Annotated in this window: 17 protein-coding genes; 10 read left to right on the top strand and 7 right to left on the bottom strand. The window is 67.3% G+C overall.

What is annotated here, in order from left to right:
• Positions 1-21 precede the first annotated feature (21 nt).
• Both RAH32_RS13185 and RAH32_RS13180 read right to left on the bottom strand, forming a co-directional pair.
• A complete protein-coding gene (locus tag RAH32_RS13185; RefSeq protein ID WP_306608398.1) occupies positions 22-615 on the bottom strand; it encodes a Smr/MutS family protein in 594 nt (197 codons plus the stop codon).
• A complete protein-coding gene (locus RAH32_RS13180) occupies positions 615-1,271 on the bottom strand; it encodes a Tim44/TimA family putative adaptor protein (protein ID WP_306608397.1) in 657 nt (218 codons plus the stop codon). Before RAH32_RS13180 ends, RAH32_RS13185 begins: the two co-directional genes overlap by 1 nt.
• A gap of 109 nt (positions 1,272-1,380) precedes the next feature.
• Here RAH32_RS13180 and RAH32_RS13175 point away from each other — a divergent pair, with 109 nt between their 5' ends.
• The 3 genes from RAH32_RS13175 to RAH32_RS13165 are packed head-to-tail and all read left to right on the top strand — an operon-like array spanning position 1,381 to position 3,112.
• A complete protein-coding gene (locus RAH32_RS13175; protein WP_306608396.1) occupies positions 1,381-1,911 on the top strand; it encodes an FxsA family protein in 531 nt (176 codons plus the stop codon).
• Between the two features lie 58 nt (positions 1,912-1,969).
• Entirely contained in the window at positions 1,970-2,497 is a 528-nt protein-coding gene (gene secB, locus RAH32_RS13170) for a protein-export chaperone SecB (RefSeq protein ID WP_306608395.1), read from the top strand.
• 6 nt (positions 2,498-2,503) lie between these two features.
• Entirely contained in the window at positions 2,504-3,112 is a 609-nt protein-coding gene (locus RAH32_RS13165) for an HD domain-containing protein (protein ID WP_306608394.1), read from the top strand.
• A gap of 45 nt (positions 3,113-3,157) precedes the next feature.
• On the opposite strand, the gene RAH32_RS13160 is transcribed toward RAH32_RS13165, so the two are convergent.
• The 3 genes from RAH32_RS13160 to RAH32_RS13150 all read right to left on the bottom strand — a co-directional run bounded on the left by RAH32_RS13160 (position 3,158) and on the right by RAH32_RS13150 (position 4,804).
• On the bottom strand, positions 3,158-3,469 hold the full coding sequence (locus tag RAH32_RS13160; protein ID WP_306608393.1) for an H-NS histone family protein: 312 nt from the start codon (positions 3,467-3,469) through the stop codon (positions 3,158-3,160).
• A gap of 77 nt (positions 3,470-3,546) precedes the next feature.
• On the bottom strand, positions 3,547-4,107 hold the full coding sequence (locus tag RAH32_RS13155; protein ID WP_306608392.1) for an ActR/PrrA/RegA family redox response regulator transcription factor: 561 nt from the start codon (positions 4,105-4,107) through the stop codon (positions 3,547-3,549).
• 67 nt (positions 4,108-4,174) lie between these two features.
• Positions 4,175-4,804: an SCO family protein gene (locus tag RAH32_RS13150; protein ID WP_306608391.1), complete on the bottom strand. Its 630-nt coding sequence runs from the start codon at positions 4,802-4,804 to the stop codon at positions 4,175-4,177.
• A gap of 89 nt (positions 4,805-4,893) precedes the next feature.
• Between RAH32_RS13150 and RAH32_RS13145 the strand changes: the two genes are divergently transcribed.
• Together RAH32_RS13145 and RAH32_RS13140 are read left to right on the top strand one after the other, a co-directional pair.
• On the top strand, positions 4,894-6,195 hold the full coding sequence (locus RAH32_RS13145) for an ActS/PrrB/RegB family redox-sensitive histidine kinase (protein ID WP_306608390.1): 1,302 nt from the start codon (positions 4,894-4,896) through the stop codon (positions 6,193-6,195).
• Between the two features lie 61 nt (positions 6,196-6,256).
• A complete protein-coding gene (locus tag RAH32_RS13140; RefSeq protein WP_306608389.1) occupies positions 6,257-7,831 on the top strand; it encodes a PAS-domain containing protein in 1,575 nt (524 codons plus the stop codon).
• 4 nt (positions 7,832-7,835) lie between these two features.
• On the opposite strand, the gene RAH32_RS13135 is transcribed toward RAH32_RS13140, so the two are convergent.
• Positions 7,836-8,483, bottom strand: a complete 648-nt coding sequence (locus tag RAH32_RS13135; RefSeq protein ID WP_306608388.1) for a GntR family transcriptional regulator — start codon at positions 8,481-8,483, stop codon at positions 7,836-7,838.
• Between the two features lie 259 nt (positions 8,484-8,742).
• Between RAH32_RS13135 and RAH32_RS13130 the strand changes: the two genes are divergently transcribed.
• From RAH32_RS13130 to RAH32_RS13110, 5 genes are read left to right on the top strand one after another with little or no spacing between them, the layout of a single operon-like run.
• The gene (locus RAH32_RS13130) at positions 8,743-9,975 is read left to right on the top strand and encodes an NRAMP family divalent metal transporter (RefSeq protein ID WP_306608387.1); all 1,233 of its coding nucleotides are present in this window, start codon (positions 8,743-8,745) and stop codon (positions 9,973-9,975) included.
• A 12-nt stretch (positions 9,976-9,987) separates the two neighbouring features.
• Complete coding sequence (locus tag RAH32_RS13125) at positions 9,988-10,758, top strand: LamB/YcsF family protein (RefSeq protein WP_306608386.1); 771 nt, start codon at positions 9,988-9,990, stop codon at positions 10,756-10,758.
• Positions 10,758-11,540, top strand: coding sequence for a putative hydro-lyase (locus RAH32_RS13120; RefSeq protein ID WP_306608385.1), 783 nt, complete (start codon positions 10,758-10,760; stop codon positions 11,538-11,540). Before RAH32_RS13125 ends, RAH32_RS13120 begins: the two co-directional genes overlap by 1 nt.
• Before the next feature lie 2 nt (positions 11,541-11,542).
• Complete coding sequence (locus RAH32_RS13115; RefSeq protein WP_306608384.1) at positions 11,543-13,084, top strand: 5-oxoprolinase subunit B/C family protein; 1,542 nt, start codon at positions 11,543-11,545, stop codon at positions 13,082-13,084.
• Entirely contained in the window at positions 13,081-14,841 is a 1,761-nt protein-coding gene (locus RAH32_RS13110; protein WP_306608383.1) for an acetyl/propionyl/methylcrotonyl-CoA carboxylase subunit alpha, read from the top strand. The genes RAH32_RS13115 and RAH32_RS13110 overlap by 4 nt, the downstream gene beginning before the upstream one ends.
• A 22-nt stretch (positions 14,842-14,863) precedes the next feature.
• On the opposite strand, the gene RAH32_RS13105 is transcribed toward RAH32_RS13110, so the two are convergent.
• A complete protein-coding gene (locus RAH32_RS13105) occupies positions 14,864-16,123 on the bottom strand; it encodes an Nramp family divalent metal transporter (protein ID WP_306608382.1) in 1,260 nt (419 codons plus the stop codon).
• Positions 16,124-16,178: the final 55 nt, after the last annotated feature.

Genomic DNA, 16,178 nt, shown 5'->3' with positions numbered 1-16,178 from the left:
CCCACCCTACGACGCCCCACCCTACGACCGACGCCGCAGATAAACGTAATAGGCGCCTTCGCCGCCGTGACGGTAATGCGCCGCCGTGACCTGCTGGACCACGGGCGCAAGTGGCGGCATGTGCAGCCAATGCGGCACCTGATGGCGCAGCGCGCCCGGTCGCGTGGGCAGGGGACCGTGATCCCCCTTGCCCTTTCCGGTGATGACCAGCACCAGCCGCCGCCCCTGGGCGTGGCTGGACAGGATGAAGCCGATCAGTTCGGGATGCGCGGCAGCCAGCGTCATCCCATGCAGATCCAGCCGGGCCTCGGGCACCAGCTTGCCCTGGGCCATGCGCCGGTGGGTCTTGGGATCCATGCGCAGCGGCTGCTGGGACAGGCGCTGCGCCGGAGTGGGGGAATGGGCCACGGAAACGGGCCGCGACGGGACCATCTGGCCGATCCGGAAATCCGGCAGAGCCGCCCGCAGCACGGCGGGCTTGGGCGCCGGGCGCATCTCGGAATCGGCGGTCTTGGGCCGCTCGGGGTGCAGGGGCACGGCGCTTCGGGTGACACGCGCCCACAGGTCCCTGTCCTCGGGGGTCAGGCCGCCCTGCCGACCTTGCCGGCGGGCCATCAGCTGGTCGCGACCAGCTGCCAGTTCGGATCGTCCTGGCCCATGCGCCGCGCAAAGGTCCAGGTGTCGCGCTGCTTGCGCGCCGCCTTGGGATCGCCCTCGACCACATTGCCTGCCGCGTCGCGAGTGGCCGCGATCAGCTCGCCTACGAAGCGGACCGAAACCTCGGCCATGCCGGTGGACGGGTCGAATTCGGCGCCCGCCAGGGCAGTTTCGCGGGTGCCGATATACTGCGCCGTGACCGTATGGCCGCTTGCGGCACGTGCGTCGATCACCGACTGGAAAGCCTGCGCCACCGGCTCGGACAGAAAGGCCCGCACGTCGGACAGATCGCCCCGCTCGAAGGCCATCAGGATCATCTCATAGGCCGATTTCGCGCCGTTGAGGAAATCCATCACGCCAAAGGACGGCTCGGCCGCCTTCATCGCGGCCAGGGCCTGGGCGGTCGGGCTGCCGGCTTCGGCATGGTCAAGGATGTCGTGATCGGCCTCCTCGGCCGTGCCCTCGATCACGTCGAAGCGCGGGCGGGGGGTGTTCGGGGCCTCGACCTGCGGAGGCTCGTATCCGTCGCGCGTCCCAAGGACATTGCGCAGACGCAGGATCAGGAAAATCGCGATCCCGGCCAGGACAAGCAACTGCAACAGCGGGTTGTTCATGCGATTGGCCTCTTATCCGACTTGGCTGGTATCTGCGATCTGCGCCATTATGTAGGGATTGGGCCGGGGCAAGTCCAGTTATCCCCTGGCCCGCAAGGAGGGAATCCCCATGCGGCTGTTGTGGCTGTTCATCGTGCTGCCGATCGTCGAGATCGCGCTGTTCATCCAGGTCGGCGGGCTGATCGGGGTCTGGGCCACGCTGGGGCTGGTGGTCCTGGCCGCGGTTCTGGGCGTGGCGGTGATCCGTTCGCAAGGGACGCATGCCTGGCTTCAGGCGCAGCGCAGCCTGGCCGAATTGCGCGATCCGTCCCGGCCGCTGGCCCATGGCATGATGCAGATCCTGGCGGGCGCGCTGCTGATCGTGCCGGGCTTTCTGACCGACATCCTCGCGCTGCTGCTGCTGATCCCGCCGGTGCGCGACCTGATCATGCGGCGGGCCGCGCGCCGGATGCGCGTCCAGGCCGTGCATGTGTCCCGGCGGGAAACCTATCGCCCCCCCTATGCAGACGGGGTGATCGACGCGGATTATGTGGTCGAGGAAGCGCCCCCCTCGCGCGATGCCCGCCCGCCGCTGGACCTGCCCGAGGATCTGGAGGACGATCCCGGACGGCGCGGCAATTCCGGCTGGACACGCCATTGAGGCACCGGCCCGCGCCTGCTAGAACCGGGCGCAACGATGATCCGACAAGGGAAAACCCATGGCCGACGAAACCACCCCCAACGGCACGGCGCCCGCAGCCCCGACCGCAGCCCCGCAGGTGCGGATGCAGATCCTGGCGCAGTATATCCGCGACCTCTCCTTCGAAAACGCCGTCGCCACCAAGGGCGCCCCGCAGGGGGAGGTGCAGCCCGAGATCACCGTTCAGGTCAGCCTGGATGCCCGCAAGCGCGCGGGCGACCATCAATATGAGGTGATTTCAAAGTTCCGCGTCACCTCGACCAACAAGGGCGACAATTCGACCCTGTTCCTGGCGGAACTGGATTACGGCGGGGTGTTCATGATCGAGGGGGTGCCGGAAGAACAACTGCATGCCTTCCTGATGATCGAATGCCCGCGAATGCTGTTCCCCTTCGTGCGGCGCATCATCGCGGACGTGACGCGCGACGGGGGCTTCCCGCCCTTCAACATGGATCCGGTGGATTTCGTGGCGCTCTATCGCCAGGAACTGGCGCGGCGCGCGCAGGCCCAGCAGGCGGGCGCACCCGCGGACCAGCGCCTGTCCTGACCCGTCATGGCCCCCCGACAGCGCCGCGCCTGGCAGCGGATGCTGTCGGGCCGGCGTCTGGATCTGCTGGATCCGACGCCGCTTGACATCGAGATCACCGACATCGCGCACGGCCTGGCCTTCGTGGCCCGGTGGAACGGACAGACCCACGGCGACTGGCCCTATTCCGTGGCCGAGCATTCGCTCTTGGTGGAAGACATCCTGACGCGCCTTCATCCCGGCATCGAGGTCCGCTGGCGGCTTGCCGCGCTTTTGCATGATGCGCCGGAATACGTGATCGGCGACATGATTTCCCCGGTCAAGGCGGCGCTTGGTTCGGAATATGGCCGCATGGACGAACGCCTGTCCGCCGCGATTCATCTTCGTTTCGGGCTGCCTGCTGTTTTACCAGCGGCGATCAAGTCGAAAATCAAGGGCGCAGACCGTATTTCAGCCCGGCTGGAAGCCGTCCAAATCGCCGGATTCACGGAGTCCGAAGCAAGGGGCCTATTTCCCTTGCAGAACGACGCCATTTTGTCCGTATTGCATATTGAATTAAGGCCGCCCGCCCAGGTGCGCGCAGCCTTTCTGGATCGCTTTGAGATGCTGATGCATGGCCCGGACGGCGCGGTCTGACAAAAAAAGGCCGCCCCTGCGGACGGCCTTTCCATAAAAACGCGGTCAGATCAGCAGATCGTCCAACTGCTTGCCGCCTTCCAGGTTTTCCTGAACCCAGCGAGGCTTGCGGCCTCGTCCGGTCCAGGTCATCGTCGGATCATCGGGATTTGCATATTTGGGGGGGACGGAACCCGACCTGCGCGGCTTGGCACCGGTCAGGTCGGTCAGATTGAAGCCATGTTCGCGCGCCGCTTCCTCGATCGCAGCCAAGGCTTCGCGCCGCTTCCGGTCCTCATAGGAATTAATCGCCCGGTCCAATTTTGCCCGAAGATCACGCAGTTCTTTCAGCGTCATCTTGTCGAGGTCGAAGTTCATTTCGTTTGTATCCACATTGAATTGCTAATTAGCAATTTGATACAAGACGATCCCAATTACAAGATGGCATGAATATGTTAACGCGGCCCTCTTTTGGCGAGAATGCGCTGAAGCGTGCGGCGATGCATATGCAGCCGCCGTGCGGTTTCACTGACATTGCGGTCGCACTGCTCGTAAACCCGCTGAATATGTTCCCATCTGACCCGGTCCGCGGACATCGGGTTGTCGGGCGGCGGGGGAAGGGATTCCTTGCTGGACAGTAACGCGGACGTTACGTCATTGGCGTCCGCCGGCTTCGCCAGATAGTCGGTTGCGCCCATCTTTACGGCAGCAACGGCGGTGGCGATGGCGCCATAGCCGGTCAGCACGATGATGCGTGCATCGTCCCGAAGCTCGCGCAGCGCCTCGACCACGTCCAGGCCGTTTCCGTCCTCCAGCCGCAGATCGACGACGGCATAGGCGGGCGGGGCCTCGCGGATGATGGACAGCGCGTCGGCCACGCTGATGGCAGTGCGGGCGGCAAAACCGCGCTTTTCCATCGCGCGGGCCAACCGGGTCACAAAGATTTCATCATCGTCAACCAGCAGCAGCGACGGATCGGGTCCCGGATTCATTCGGGAAAGGGTTTCGTCTTCCATGACGCGCGTATCCCACCTTCGGTAAACAGCAACACTGCCGCAAGGATGGGACGGGGGCAATCACTTCTCAGCCAAGGGCATCCACGAAACATCCCACGCGTTCGGCCATCACCTCGGGCGGGGTGTCGCGTCCGAAAAAGGCCACGGTCCGGTTGCCGGGCATGACCAGATAGGTATTGGTCATGTGATCGACCAGATAATACTCCTGGTCTTCCTCGTCATTGGCCTTGTAATAATTTCGCCAGCCCTTGTTGACGGCGGCGATCTCTTCCTCGGATCCGGTAAGGCCGATCATGTCGTCGGAAAACAGGCTGGTGAAATCGGCCACCACCTCGGGCGTGTCGCGGCGGGGATCCACGGTGACAAAGACGGTTTGCACGTCCTTTCCCTGTTCCTGCAACAAGGTCGCAGCCTCGGCGTTGCGGGCGCTGTCCATGGGGCAGACATCGGGACAGAAGGTATAGCCGAAATAAAGCAGCGAGGGCTTGGTGAAAACCTGGTCGGCCGTGACGCGCTGCCCGTCCTGACGGGTCAGGGTGAAATCGGTGCCGAAGCTGTCCATGCCGCCCGCGACGGCGCTGCCCTGGCATTCGGTGAACGGATCGCCGGCCTGACGTGCCGCCAGCCAGGCGCCGCCCACCCCCAGCAAGGCCAGGGCAGCCACGCTTCCAATCAGCAGGATCTTGCGGTCGGCCATGATCGAACTCCTTCGTTGCGGCAAGGCGGCGCATTGATCGCCCATCTGCCCCCGCGTATCAAGGTCCGCATCGTCGCACCCTGGTGGCCATGTCCGATCCTTTCCTTTCCCCCGCCACCCCGGCCGAGCCGATCCGGCTGCGCACGCTGGTCCTGTTGCGGTGGTTCGCCATCGCGGGCCAGCTGGCCGCCGTGGTGGTCGCCAAACTGATGGGCATCGCCTTTCCGGTCATGCCGGTCCTGGCGCTGATCGCGGCGGCCATCGCCATGAACCTGTGGCAGGGCCTGGGTCCTTCGCGCCGCAACTCGGCCCGGATGGCGGTGGTGCATCTGACCTTCGACGTGATCCAGATTTCCGCCCTGATGGCGCTGACCGGGGGGCTGGCCAATCCCTTCGCGTTGCTGGTCCTGGCGCCGGTGACGGTGGCCGCGACATCGCTGGATGCCCGGCAGACGGTTGCCCTTGGTGCCGCGACGATGATCCTGATCTCGCTTGTCTCGCTGTTTGGACTGCCGCTGCACGACAGCACGGGCCGGCAACTGGTGCTGGCGCCGGTCCTGACGCTGGGGCACTGGGCGGCGCTGATGATCGGCGTGGTGTTCTTTGCGGGATACGCGCACCGGGTCACGGCCGAATTGCAGGCGACCTCGAACGCGCTGTTCGCGACCCAGATGGCGCTGGCGCGCGAACAACGGCTGCAGCACCTGGGAGGGGTGGTCGCGGCCGCCGCGCACGAGATGGGCACCCCCCTTGCCACCATCAAGCTGATCGCGGCGGAACTGGCGGACGAACTGGACGACCGCCCGGAATTGCAGGCCGATGCCATGGCCCTGCGCGATTCGGCGGTGCGTTGCGCGGACATCCTGCGCAGCATGGGCCGGGCGGGCAAGGACGACCTGCACCTGCGCATGGCCCCCCTGCGCGCGGTGCTGGAGGATGCGGCCGAACCCCATGCCGGGCGCGGCCCCGTGGTCGAGATCCGTGCGGAGGGTCCCGATATCCGCCGCGATCCCGCCATCATCCACGCGCTGCGCAACCTGATCCAGAATGCCGTCGATTTCGCGGCCAGCCGGGTCGTGATCGAGGCGCAGGTCGACCAGGGATGGCTGACGGTATCGATTCGCGACGACGGCCCCGGCTATCCCCCCGCCCTTCTGGCGCGGATCGGTGATCCCTACCTGACCAGCAAGCGCGGCGGCGCGCAACGCGCCGGCTATGACGGCATGGGTCTGGGGCTGTTCATCGCCAAGACCCTGCTGGAACGGTCGGGCGCGCGGCTGGGCTTTGACAATGGCGGGCCGGGCGCGGTCGTGACCGTCCGCTGGCCGCTGGACCGGATCGCCACTGACGCGCGGGCGCCACTGGGCGCCAATCCCGAACACCGTTTCTAAGGTTTTAACTGTTCGTTAAGCCTGCTCTCGCTATGGTTGTCCAAATGCGAAGGAGCTTGGGATGTCTCTTCACGGTATCGGCCTGGTCTTGCTGGCGGTCCTGACGGGCACCGTCTCGGTCCTTCTGGCGGTGGGGCTGATCCGCTGGTGGGATCGCGGTCCCGGACGGCGCGGGCCGCGCCTGCCGCAAGGCGTGGACGGCAGCCTCAAGCCGATGGTGCTGCTGTTCCGCAACCAGGTTCTGATCGACGCGACGCCCCCTGCCCGCGCCCTGCTGGACCGCATTTCCGCCCCCGAAGGCGAATGGACGCGGCTGCTGCAATGGATCGGCCCGCGCTTTCCCGACGCGATCGAAGGGATGTCGCGCATCGACCGGACGGGACGGTTCGAATGCCTGGGTCAATCCGGCACCGGCAGCGCCGCCCTGCGGCTGCTGGCCGAACAGGTCGATTCGGACCTGCTGCGGATCACCCTGACCGACCCACAGGCCGAATATGCGGGCATCGTCGTCGATTCGATGTCCCAGCAGGCGATGGAGGAGGAACTGGATCTGCTGCGCCGGTCCCTGGACCAGACGCCCATGCTGGTCTGGCGCCAGGACGCCGAGGATCGCGTGACCTGGGCCAACGCCGCCTATCTTCGCAAGGCCGAGGCGCAGGCCGACGAACCCATCGGCTGGCCGCTGCCGCGCCTGCTGGATTCGCCGCGCCCCGTTCCGGGCGCGGGAACGCGGACGCGCCGCGCGTCGCTGACGCAGAACGGCACGGTGTTCTGGTATGACTGCCACAGCCACCAGATCGGCGACCAGGTGATGATGTTCGCCCTTCCCGCCGATGCCGCCGTGCGGGCCGAACGGTCCTTGCGCGAATTTGTCCAGACCCTGACCAAGACATTCGCCGACCTGCCCATCGGCCTGGCGATCTTCGACCGGCAGCGGCATCTGCAACTGTTCAACCCCGCATTGATCGACCTGACGAACCTGCCCACCGGCTTCCTGACCGCGCGGCCAACGCTGTTCGATCTTCTGGACAAGCTGCGCGAACTGCGGATGGTGCCCGAGCCGAAGGATTTCCGCAGCTGGCGCCAGCAGATGAGCAATCTGGAAAGCTCTGCGGCCACCGGCCACCATGTCGAGGAATGGTCCCTGCCCGGCGGCCAGACCTATCGCGTCACCGGCCGCCCCCATCCCGACGGCGCCGTGGCCTTCCTGTTCGAGGACATTACATCGGAAATGACCCTGACCCGCAAGTTCCGCGCCGAGCTGACGCTGGGTCATGGCATCCTGGACAATATCGGCGAGGCCGTGGCGGTCTTTGCCCCGGGCGGGCAGGTGGTCATGTCCAATCGGGCCTATCGCGACCTGTGGCCCGGCGCCGACAGCTTGGGCAATGCGATGGCCTGCTGGAACGCCCATGCCGAGGCCGGACCGGGTGTCGAGGCCCTTGCCGCCCGGCTGATCCAGCCCGGCGAAGGGCTGCGCGACAGCGGGCTGATGGTCGGACCGCAGGGGCAGTTGCTGGGATGGGCGGTGGCGAAGCTGCCCGCCGGCCGGCAGATGGTCCGGTTCCGCCTGCCCGACGCCGCCGGTCCTGCGCAGGCGGGGGGCCAGCCCCTGCTGGCGAACGCCGCAGGTTAGGCCGTCAGCCCAGCCGGGCAAAGGCTTCCAGGACCACCCGTTCCGAATTGTCCAGATACGCCGCCAGAACCTCTGCCGCCCTGGCCTGCTGTCCAGCCGCCAGCAGATCCAGAATTTCGCCATTGCGGTCGATATAGGGTTCGTGCAGCCGTTCGGGGCTGTCCAGCAACCCGAAGGCCAGCCGCAATTCCGCGACAACCTGGGCAAAGAAGGCCTGCAAGCGCGCGCTGTCGGTCAGGGCCACGATGGCTGCGTGAAATTCCATGTTGGCGCTGCCCACGCTGCGCCAGTCCTGCGCCTGGCGCGCGGCACGGGCCGCATCCACCGCCGCCTGCATCCGTGCCACCGCCGCGTGGCGGGGCCAGGCATGGGCCAGGGCTGGAACCTCGATCAGGCGGCGGACGCGATAGATGTCGACGATGCTTGCCATCGAAGGCACGGCCACGAAGACCCCGCGGTTCGGTTCGTGCCTCAGCAGCCCTTCTCGGGTCAGCAGTCTGAACACCTCGCGCAGGGTGTTGCGGGACACGCCAAGGTCGGCAGCCAGACGGGTTTCCGACAACCGCTGACCCGGCGGCAAGGCACCTCCGATGATGGCATTTCGCAGGCGCGAGGCCGTTTCCTCGGCCAGACCCGGCGGGTCGATGGTCATGTCCTGCCCCCTTTTCTGACTGCTGCAGAATGGTCCGCCCCGTCGGCCAAGGCAAGCGAATCGCCCATCAGAATTGGCGAACCACTGCAACAAGATGCCATTTTCGCTGCCTGATCTTTCGCGCTTTGCTCATTCTTACAATATTTTTGTTCAACAATTTATATCAATATGTCACATAATCGTTGACAGAACCTCTCTTGGCCGTCACGCTGGCCTTATTCCCAAATCGATACTCTCCCTTGCAGCAGGAGCATGACTGATGAGTGCAACAGCCGTTCCCTCGGCCGCCAATGCCACCCTGCGGGGCGGGTTCCTGGCGGCGATCTTCCTGATGGCGACCTCGGCCATCGGGCCGGGCTTCATTACCCAGACCGCGACCTTCACCGCCACCTTGGGCGCAGCCTTCGCCTTCGCGATCCTGGCCTCGATCCTGATCGACTTCGTGGTGCAGCTGAACATCTGGCGCATCACCGCCCTGACCGGGCGCAATGCGTCCGAGACTGCCAATGCCGCCATCCCCGGCGCGGGCTATCTGCTGGCGGTGCTGGTGATGGTCGGCGGGCTGGCCTTCAACGTGGGCAACATCGCGGGCGCAGGCCTGGGGATGAACGCCATGTTCGGCCTTGACCCGAAGATTGGTGGCGCCATCTCCGCCTTGCTGGCCATCGGCGTCTTCCTGTCAAAACGCGCGGGGCTGCTGCTGGACCGGTCGATCATCGGCCTGGGCATCCTGATGATCCTGATGACGCTGATCGTCGCCGTCACCTCGAACCCGCCGGTGGGCGAGGCGCTGCGCCAGACCGTGTTCCCGGACGTGATCGACTTTCCGACCATCACCACCATCGTCGGCGGCACGGTCGGCGGCTATATCACCTATTCCGGCGCGCACCGGCTGCTGGACAAGGGCCTTGTGGGCGAACAGAACCTGGCCGCCGTCACCCGCGCCTCGCTGACCGGGATCGCGGTCACGGGCGTGATGCGCTTCGTGCTGTTCCTGGCGATCCTGGGTGTCGTTGCCTCGGGCGTGACGCTGGATTTGTCCAGCCAGGCGGCGAATCCCGCAGGCCAAGCCTTTGCCTTCGCGCTTGGCGACTGGGGCATGCGGATCTTCGGCGTGGTCCTGTGGGCCGCGGCCATCACCTCGGTCATCGGGGCGGCCTATACCTCGGTCAGCTTCCTGGTGGCCTTCATGACCATGACCGAGCGCAGCCGCAACATCGCCACCGTGGTCTTCATCGGCGTCTCTCTGGCGGTCTTCGTGGCCATCGGCACGGCACCCGCCGCGCTGCTGGTCTTTGTCGGCGGCTTCAACGGCTTGATCCTGCCCATCGGCCTGACGATCTTCACCTATGTCGGCTTTGCGCGGTCGGACCTGATGGGCGGGCACCGCTACAACCGTCCGCTGCTGATCCTCAGCGCCATCGTCTGCGCCCTGACCTGGTACATGGGCTACAAGTCCATCGGCCCGATCTTCGCCTTCCTGGGCATGTAACGGAGGAAACGGATGACCCGCACCATCGACCTGAACAGCGACCTGGGCGAGGGCTATGGCGCCTGGGCCATGGGCGACGACGAAGCCATGCTGGGCATCGTCAGTTCCGCCAATGTCGCTTGCGGCTTTCATGCGGGCGATCCGCTGAGCATCCGCGCGACCGTCGATGGCGCGGCCGCCCGCGGCGTGGCGGTGGGGGCGCATGTGTCATACCCCGACCGCGTGGGCTTCGGCCGCCGCCCCATGGACGTGACATCGGCGGAACTGACCGCCGACGTCATCTACCAGATCGGCGCGCTGCAGGGGATCGCCCGCGCCGCCGGGACGCGGGTGACGTATGTGAAACCGCACGGCGCCCTCTACAACACCATCGCAAACGATGCGCGGCAGGCCGATGCGGTGATTGCCGCCATCAAGGAAATCGACCCCTCGCTGGTGCTGATGGGCCTGGCGGGGACGCAAATCCTGTCCCGCGCGGCGGATGCCGGACTTGCCACCGTGGCCGAAGCATTCGGCGACAGGGCCTATACGCCCGAGGGCCAGCTTGTGTCGCGCCGCGAGAAGGGCGCGGTGCTGCATGACGCCGATGCCGTGGCTGCCCGGATGCTGCGGCTTGCCACCGAAGGCGTGATCGAGGCCATCGACGGATCCACCCTGCAGCTGGAAGCGCAAAGCATCTGCGTGCATGGCGACAGCGCCGGCGCGGTGGAGATGGCCCGCCGCATCCGCGAGGAACTGGTCGCGGGCGGCGTCACGGTCGCCCCCTTCGCGAGGGCTGCCTGATGCGTCCCGACGTGGAGACCGCCCGTGCCGCCCGGCTGGCCTGCCGCGGCACGATTGCCCCGACCGCCGGCATGGCGCCAGGCTTTACCCAGTGCAACATGATCTCTCTGCCCCGCGACTGGGCCTGGGATTTCCTGCTGTTCGCGCAGCGCAACCCCAAGCCCTGCCCCGTGCTGGACGTGACCGACCCCGGCAGTTTCGAGACCGCGCTTGCGCCTGGCGCGGACCTGCGCACCGACATCCCGCTCTATCGCATCTGGCGCGACGGCGTGCTGACGGATGAGGTCGCGGACGCGACGGACGCCTGGGCCGAGCATCCCGATCTGGTCAGCTTCCTGATCGGCTGTTCCTTCACCTTCGAGACGCCCTTGCAGGCCGGCGGGATCGAGGTGCGCCATATCGCCGAAGGGTGCAACGTGCCGATGTTCCTGACCAACCGCGCCTGCCGCCCGGCGGGACGCCTGCACGGGCCGATGGTCGTGTCGATGCGCCCCATCCCGGCGGACCGGGTGGCGGATGCCGCGATGATCTCGGGCCGCTTCCCGGCGGTCCACGGGGCCCCGGTCCATGTCGGCGCGCCCGAGGCGCTTGGCATCGCCGACCTGTCGCGCCCGGATTTCGGTGATCCCGTCGAGATCCGCGCGGGCGAGTTGCCGGTCTTCTGGGCCTGCGGGGTGACGCCGCAGGCCGCCGTCATGGCGTCCAGGCCGCCCTTCGCCATCACCCATGCGCCGGGGCACATGTTCATCACCGACATTCCCGACAGCCAGTGGCAGGTGTGACGATGCGCTTTCTTCCCGTCGGGCCGCGCACGCTGCTGGTGGAACTGGCCGACCTGGACCAGACGCTGGCGCTGTTCGACGCGCTGCTGGACAGCCCCATCGACGGGGTGGCGGAAATCATCCCCGCCGCCCGCACCCTGATGGTCCGCATGGGGCCGGGCTTTGCCGCGGACGGGACGCTTGCGGCGGCGATCCAGGCCCGCCAACCCGCGCCCGGCACGGTGCGTCCTGAGGGCACGGTCGAGACGGTCGAGATCCCGATGACCTATGACGGCGCCGATCTGGACGACGTCGCCCGCCACATGAACCTGACCGTGGCCGAGGTCATTGCCGCCCATCAGGCCGCCACCTGGCAGGTGGCCTTCTGCGGCTTCGCGCCCGGTTTCGCCTATATGACCGGCGACGACCCGCGCTTCGACCTGCCCCGCCGCCCCGCGCCGCGCACGCGGATCCCGGCGGGATCGGTGGCGTTGGCGGCGCGCTTCTGCGGCATCTATCCGCAGGACACGCCGGGCGGCTGGCAGCTGATCGGCACGACCCGCGTGCCGATGTGGGATCTGTCCCGCGACCCGCCCGCCCTGCTGCGCCCCGGCGTGCGGGCGCGCTTTGTCGAGGGCGTGGCTGACGTTCATCCCTCGGCCGCGATCCCGGAACCCCAGGGGCAACCGGCGCTGACGGTGGTGCAGACCGCCTTTCCCATCGTCTTCCAGGACGAGGGCCGTCCGGGCCAGGGCGGGCAGGGGGTATCGGCCTCGGGCGCACTGGACATGGGCGCGATGCGCCGGGCCAATCGCGCCGTCGGCAATCCCTCCGGTGCGCCGGTTCTGGAAATCACCCTTGGCCCCGTTCGGCTGCGGGCGGACCAGCCGGTGACGCTGGCCCTGACCGGCGCGGCGCAGGCCACGGTGGCCGGGCATCCCATGCCCACGGCCTTCGCGCTGGATGCAGGCGACGAAGCCATGATCCCGCCCCCCGCCGCCGGGATGCGCAGCTATCTGGCCCTGCGCGGCGGCTTTGACGTGGCCCCAGTGCTGGGATCGGCGGCCACCGACACGCTGGCCTTCGTCGGGCCTGACCCGCTGACCAGTGGCGCGCGCCTTTACGCCGCGAACAACCCCGCTACCGCCATCTCTGCGCCCGAGGATCAGCCCGCGCTGCCCAAGCCGGGCGACACCGTCGAACTGCCCGTGACGCTCGGCCCCCGCGCCGACTGGTTCTCGGACCAGATGATCCAGCACTTCCTGTCCCAGGACTGGCTGGTCACCCCGCAATCTTCCCGCGTGGGCATTCGCCTTGAAGGCGCCCCGGTCACGCGCGACGACACGCGCGAACTGCCTTCGGAAGGCACCGAGACCGGCGCCATCCAGATCCCCCATTCTGGCCAGCCGGTGCTGTTCCTGGCCGACCACCCCCTGACCGGCGGCTATCCGGTGATCGCGACCCTGCTGCCGTCCGCGCTTGATCTGGCAGGCCAGATCCCGCCCGGCGCGCGCATCCGCTTCACCGCCGCCGCCCCCTTCCACGACATAAAGGTGCAGCCATGACCCTTTTCGCCACCGGCCCGACCCTGCCCCTGCGCCGCTTGCTGATCGCCAATCGCGGGGAAATCGCCGTCCGCATCATCCGCGCCTGCCGCGATGAAGGTATCGAAACGGTGGCCGTCTATGCCGATGCCGACCGCGACGCGCCCTTCGTGGCCATGGCCGACCAGGCCTTCGCGCTTGGCGGGATCAGCCCTGCCGAAACCTATCTGGACGGCGGCAAGATCATCGCCATTGCCCGGCGCGCAGGCGCGGATGCCATCCACCCCGGCTATGGCTTCCTGTCCGAAAACGCGGGCTTCGCCCAGGCCGTGCAGGATGCGGGCCTGATCTGGATCGGTCCCGACCCCGCCGTCATCACCGCCCTGGGCGACAAGATCGAGGCCCGCCGCATCGCCGAAGCCGTCGGTGCCCCCCTGGTCGCGGGCACCCCCGGCCCGGTCGAAACCCCCGCCGACGCCCTCGCCTTCGCCAAGGCGCACGGCCTGCCCATCGCCATCAAGGCGGCCTTCGGCGGCGGCGGTCGCGGCATGAAGGTCGCCTGGCGGCTGGAGGAGGTCGAGGAGCTGTTCCAGTCCGCCACCCGCGAGGCGCTGACCGCCTTCGGCCGCGGCGAATGCTTCATCGAGCAGTTCCTGGACCGCCCCCGCCATATCGAGGCCCAGGTGCTGGCCGACAAACACGGCACCGTCAAGGTGATCGGCACGCGGGATTGCTCCCTGCAACGCCGCAACCAGAAGCTGGTCGAGGAAGCCCCCGCCCCCTTCCTGACCGACGAACAGCGCGACCGCATTCACGACAGCGCCCGCGCGATCTGCGCCCATGCGGGCTACAGCGGCGCGGGAACGGTGGAATACCTGCTGTCCGCGAACGGCACGATCTCGTTCCTCGAGGTGAACACCCGCCTTCAGGTCGAACACCCGGTGACCGAGGAAACCACCGGCATCGACCTGGTGCGCGGCATGATCGCGGTCGCCCGTGGCGCGAAGCTGGCCGACGACGGCGTGCCCGCCCCGCGCGGCCATTCCATCGAATTCCGCATCAATGCCGAAGACGTGGGCCGCGGCTTCCTGCCCACGCCCGGTCCGATCGACGTCTTCGACGCGCCGTCTGGCCCCGGCATTCGCCTGGACAGCGGCGTGGTTGCGGGCTCGGTGATCCCCGGCAGCTTCGATTCGATGATGGCCAAGCTGATCGTCACCGGCAGCACCCGCGCTGAGGCCATCGCCCGCGCCCGCCGCGCCTTGGCCGAGTTCCGCATCGACGGCGTGGCAAGCGTCCTGCCCTTCCACCGCGCGGTCCTGGAACAGCCCGAGTTCCGGGCCGAGGATGGCAGCTTCGGCGTCCACACCCGCTGGATCGAGACCGACTTCGCCGACCGGCTGACGGCGGCGGCGGCCCCCCATGCCCGCGTGGCCCGGGCGGGCGGCGCGCCCCTGCTGCGCGTCGCCATCGAGATCGACGGCAAACGCCACGAACTGGGCCTGCCCGCAAACCTGATGGCGATGGCCCCCGCCGCCGCCGCGCCCGCCACCGCGCCCGAGGCCGACGACGCCACCGTGACCGCACCCGTTCCCGGCACCCTGACCGCCTGGCAGGTCGAAGACGGCGCACAGGTCGAGGCGGGCCAGGTGATCGCGGTGATGGAAGCGATGAAGATGGAAACCCGCGTCGAGGCGCATCGCGCGGGCTGCCTGTCGCAGACTGCCAAGGCAGGCGAAGTGCTGGGTTTCGGCGCCGCCCTGGCCCGGATCGAATGACGCCGATCCGGGCCGGTCGCCCTTACAGCACCCGCATGATTGCGCCGCGCAGCTGGTCTATGGCCAAGGCCGCGAAGGTCAGCGCGCAAAGACCCATCATGATGTTGACCAGCAGCCCGTTGCGCCATTCGGCAGGCGTGCGTGCGGTATTCAGGATCCACAGCAGCGTGATCGCCATGAAGGGCATGAACAGCGCGCCCAGCACGCCGTAAGCCAGGATCAGATAGACCGGCTGGCCCAGGAACAACATGACCATCGGCGGGAAGGTCAGCCAGAAGATATAGAACTTGTAATAGCGCCCGCCCGACAGCCGGTCGGGATGGTCATGCGGCTTGCCCTGCACATGGCCGAAGAAATCGGCGAACATCAGGCTGACGCCGTTCCAGACACCGACCAGCGACGACATCGACGCCGCCCAGAAACCCACCAGGAACAGCTTGCCCATCCAGGCGCCATAGCGTTCCGCCAGAACGCCCGCCAGGTCCACCATGCCCTGGTCGCCGCTGCCGATGGCGATCTGTGCGGAGTACAGAAGCTCGGCCCCGACGATCAGCGTGGCGATCACGAACAGGCCGGTAACCAGATAGGCGATGCCGTTGTCCAGCCGCATCACCCGCATGAAGCGCGGCGTGTTCCAGCCCTTTTCCCGCAGCCAATAGCCATAGGCCGCCAGCGTGATCGTGCCGCCGACGCCGCCCGCAACGGACAGCACGTTGATCATCGCGCCCTCGGGAATGACCGGCACCAGGCCCGCCGCGATCTCGCCCAGGTTGGGCAGGGTCAGGGCGGCGGCCAGCAGCATGGTGACGAACATCAGGATCACCATCGCCGTCAGGACCTTCTCGAACAGGTCATATCGGCCCGACCAGACCAGCCCCAGGCCCAACAGGCCGGATACGATCCCCCAGACTGCCACGCTGCCGAAGGGCAGCAGCGAATAAAGCGCAAGCCCCGTCCCGGCCATGGCGGCCGCGCCATAGACGAAGCCCCAGATCACGATATAGGGACCGAAATACCAGTGCGTCCAACGGCCGAGGCTGGACCAGCCCTCGAAGATGGTGTTGCCGGTGGCCAGGCTATACCGGCCCGCGCCCTCGACCAGGATGACCTTCATGATGCAGCCCGCGACCACCGCCCACAGCAGCGCATAGCCGTATTTGCTGCCCGCCACGGTGGTGGCGATCAGATCCGCCGCGCCGACGCCGGTCGCCGCCACGACAAGGCCGGGGCCGATCAGGCTCCATTTCGGCTGGGCCTCGGGGATGTCGGGTCGCTGTGTCATCTGTCTCTCTCCCTTGGGTCGCTTTTCCGTTTGACGGCTGCGGCCTGGGAACGCA

Origin of the sequence: Paracoccus yibinensis (genome assembly GCF_030846195.1) — a bacterium.
Lineage (GTDB): Bacteria > Pseudomonadota > Alphaproteobacteria > Rhodobacterales > Rhodobacteraceae > Paracoccus > Paracoccus yibinensis.
The sequence above is the reverse complement of the archived record's forward strand: the minus strand, read 5'-3'. Positions and strand labels throughout refer to the sequence as shown.

Coding starts and splice junctions, on each gene's coding strand:
- RAH32_RS13185 (WP_306608398.1), bottom strand. CDS start 615: ATGGCCCGCCGGCAAGGTCGGCAGGGCGGCCTGACCCCCGAGGACAGG.
- RAH32_RS13180 (WP_306608397.1), bottom strand. CDS start 1,271: ATGAACAACCCGCTGTTGCAGTTGCTTGTCCTGGCCGGGATCGCGATT.
- RAH32_RS13175 (WP_306608396.1), top strand. CDS start 1,381: ATGCGGCTGTTGTGGCTGTTCATCGTGCTGCCGATCGTCGAGATCGCG.
- secB (WP_306608395.1), top strand. CDS start 1,970: ATGGCCGACGAAACCACCCCCAACGGCACGGCGCCCGCAGCCCCGACC.
- RAH32_RS13165 (WP_306608394.1), top strand. CDS start 2,504: ATGGCCCCCCGACAGCGCCGCGCCTGGCAGCGGATGCTGTCGGGCCGG.
- RAH32_RS13160 (WP_306608393.1), bottom strand. CDS start 3,469: ATGAACTTCGACCTCGACAAGATGACGCTGAAAGAACTGCGTGATCTT.
- RAH32_RS13155 (WP_306608392.1), bottom strand. CDS start 4,107: ATGGAAGACGAAACCCTTTCCCGAATGAATCCGGGACCCGATCCGTCG.
- RAH32_RS13150 (WP_306608391.1), bottom strand. CDS start 4,804: ATGGCCGACCGCAAGATCCTGCTGATTGGAAGCGTGGCTGCCCTGGCC.
- RAH32_RS13145 (WP_306608390.1), top strand. CDS start 4,894: ATGTCCGATCCTTTCCTTTCCCCCGCCACCCCGGCCGAGCCGATCCGG.
- RAH32_RS13140 (WP_306608389.1), top strand. CDS start 6,257: ATGTCTCTTCACGGTATCGGCCTGGTCTTGCTGGCGGTCCTGACGGGC.
- RAH32_RS13135 (WP_306608388.1), bottom strand. CDS start 8,483: ATGACCATCGACCCGCCGGGTCTGGCCGAGGAAACGGCCTCGCGCCTG.
- RAH32_RS13130 (WP_306608387.1), top strand. CDS start 8,743: ATGAGTGCAACAGCCGTTCCCTCGGCCGCCAATGCCACCCTGCGGGGC.
- RAH32_RS13125 (WP_306608386.1), top strand. CDS start 9,988: ATGACCCGCACCATCGACCTGAACAGCGACCTGGGCGAGGGCTATGGC.
- RAH32_RS13120 (WP_306608385.1), top strand. CDS start 10,758: ATGCGTCCCGACGTGGAGACCGCCCGTGCCGCCCGGCTGGCCTGCCGC.
- RAH32_RS13115 (WP_306608384.1), top strand. CDS start 11,543: ATGCGCTTTCTTCCCGTCGGGCCGCGCACGCTGCTGGTGGAACTGGCC.
- RAH32_RS13110 (WP_306608383.1), top strand. CDS start 13,081: ATGACCCTTTTCGCCACCGGCCCGACCCTGCCCCTGCGCCGCTTGCTG.
- RAH32_RS13105 (WP_306608382.1), bottom strand. CDS start 16,123: ATGACACAGCGACCCGACATCCCCGAGGCCCAGCCGAAATGGAGCCTG.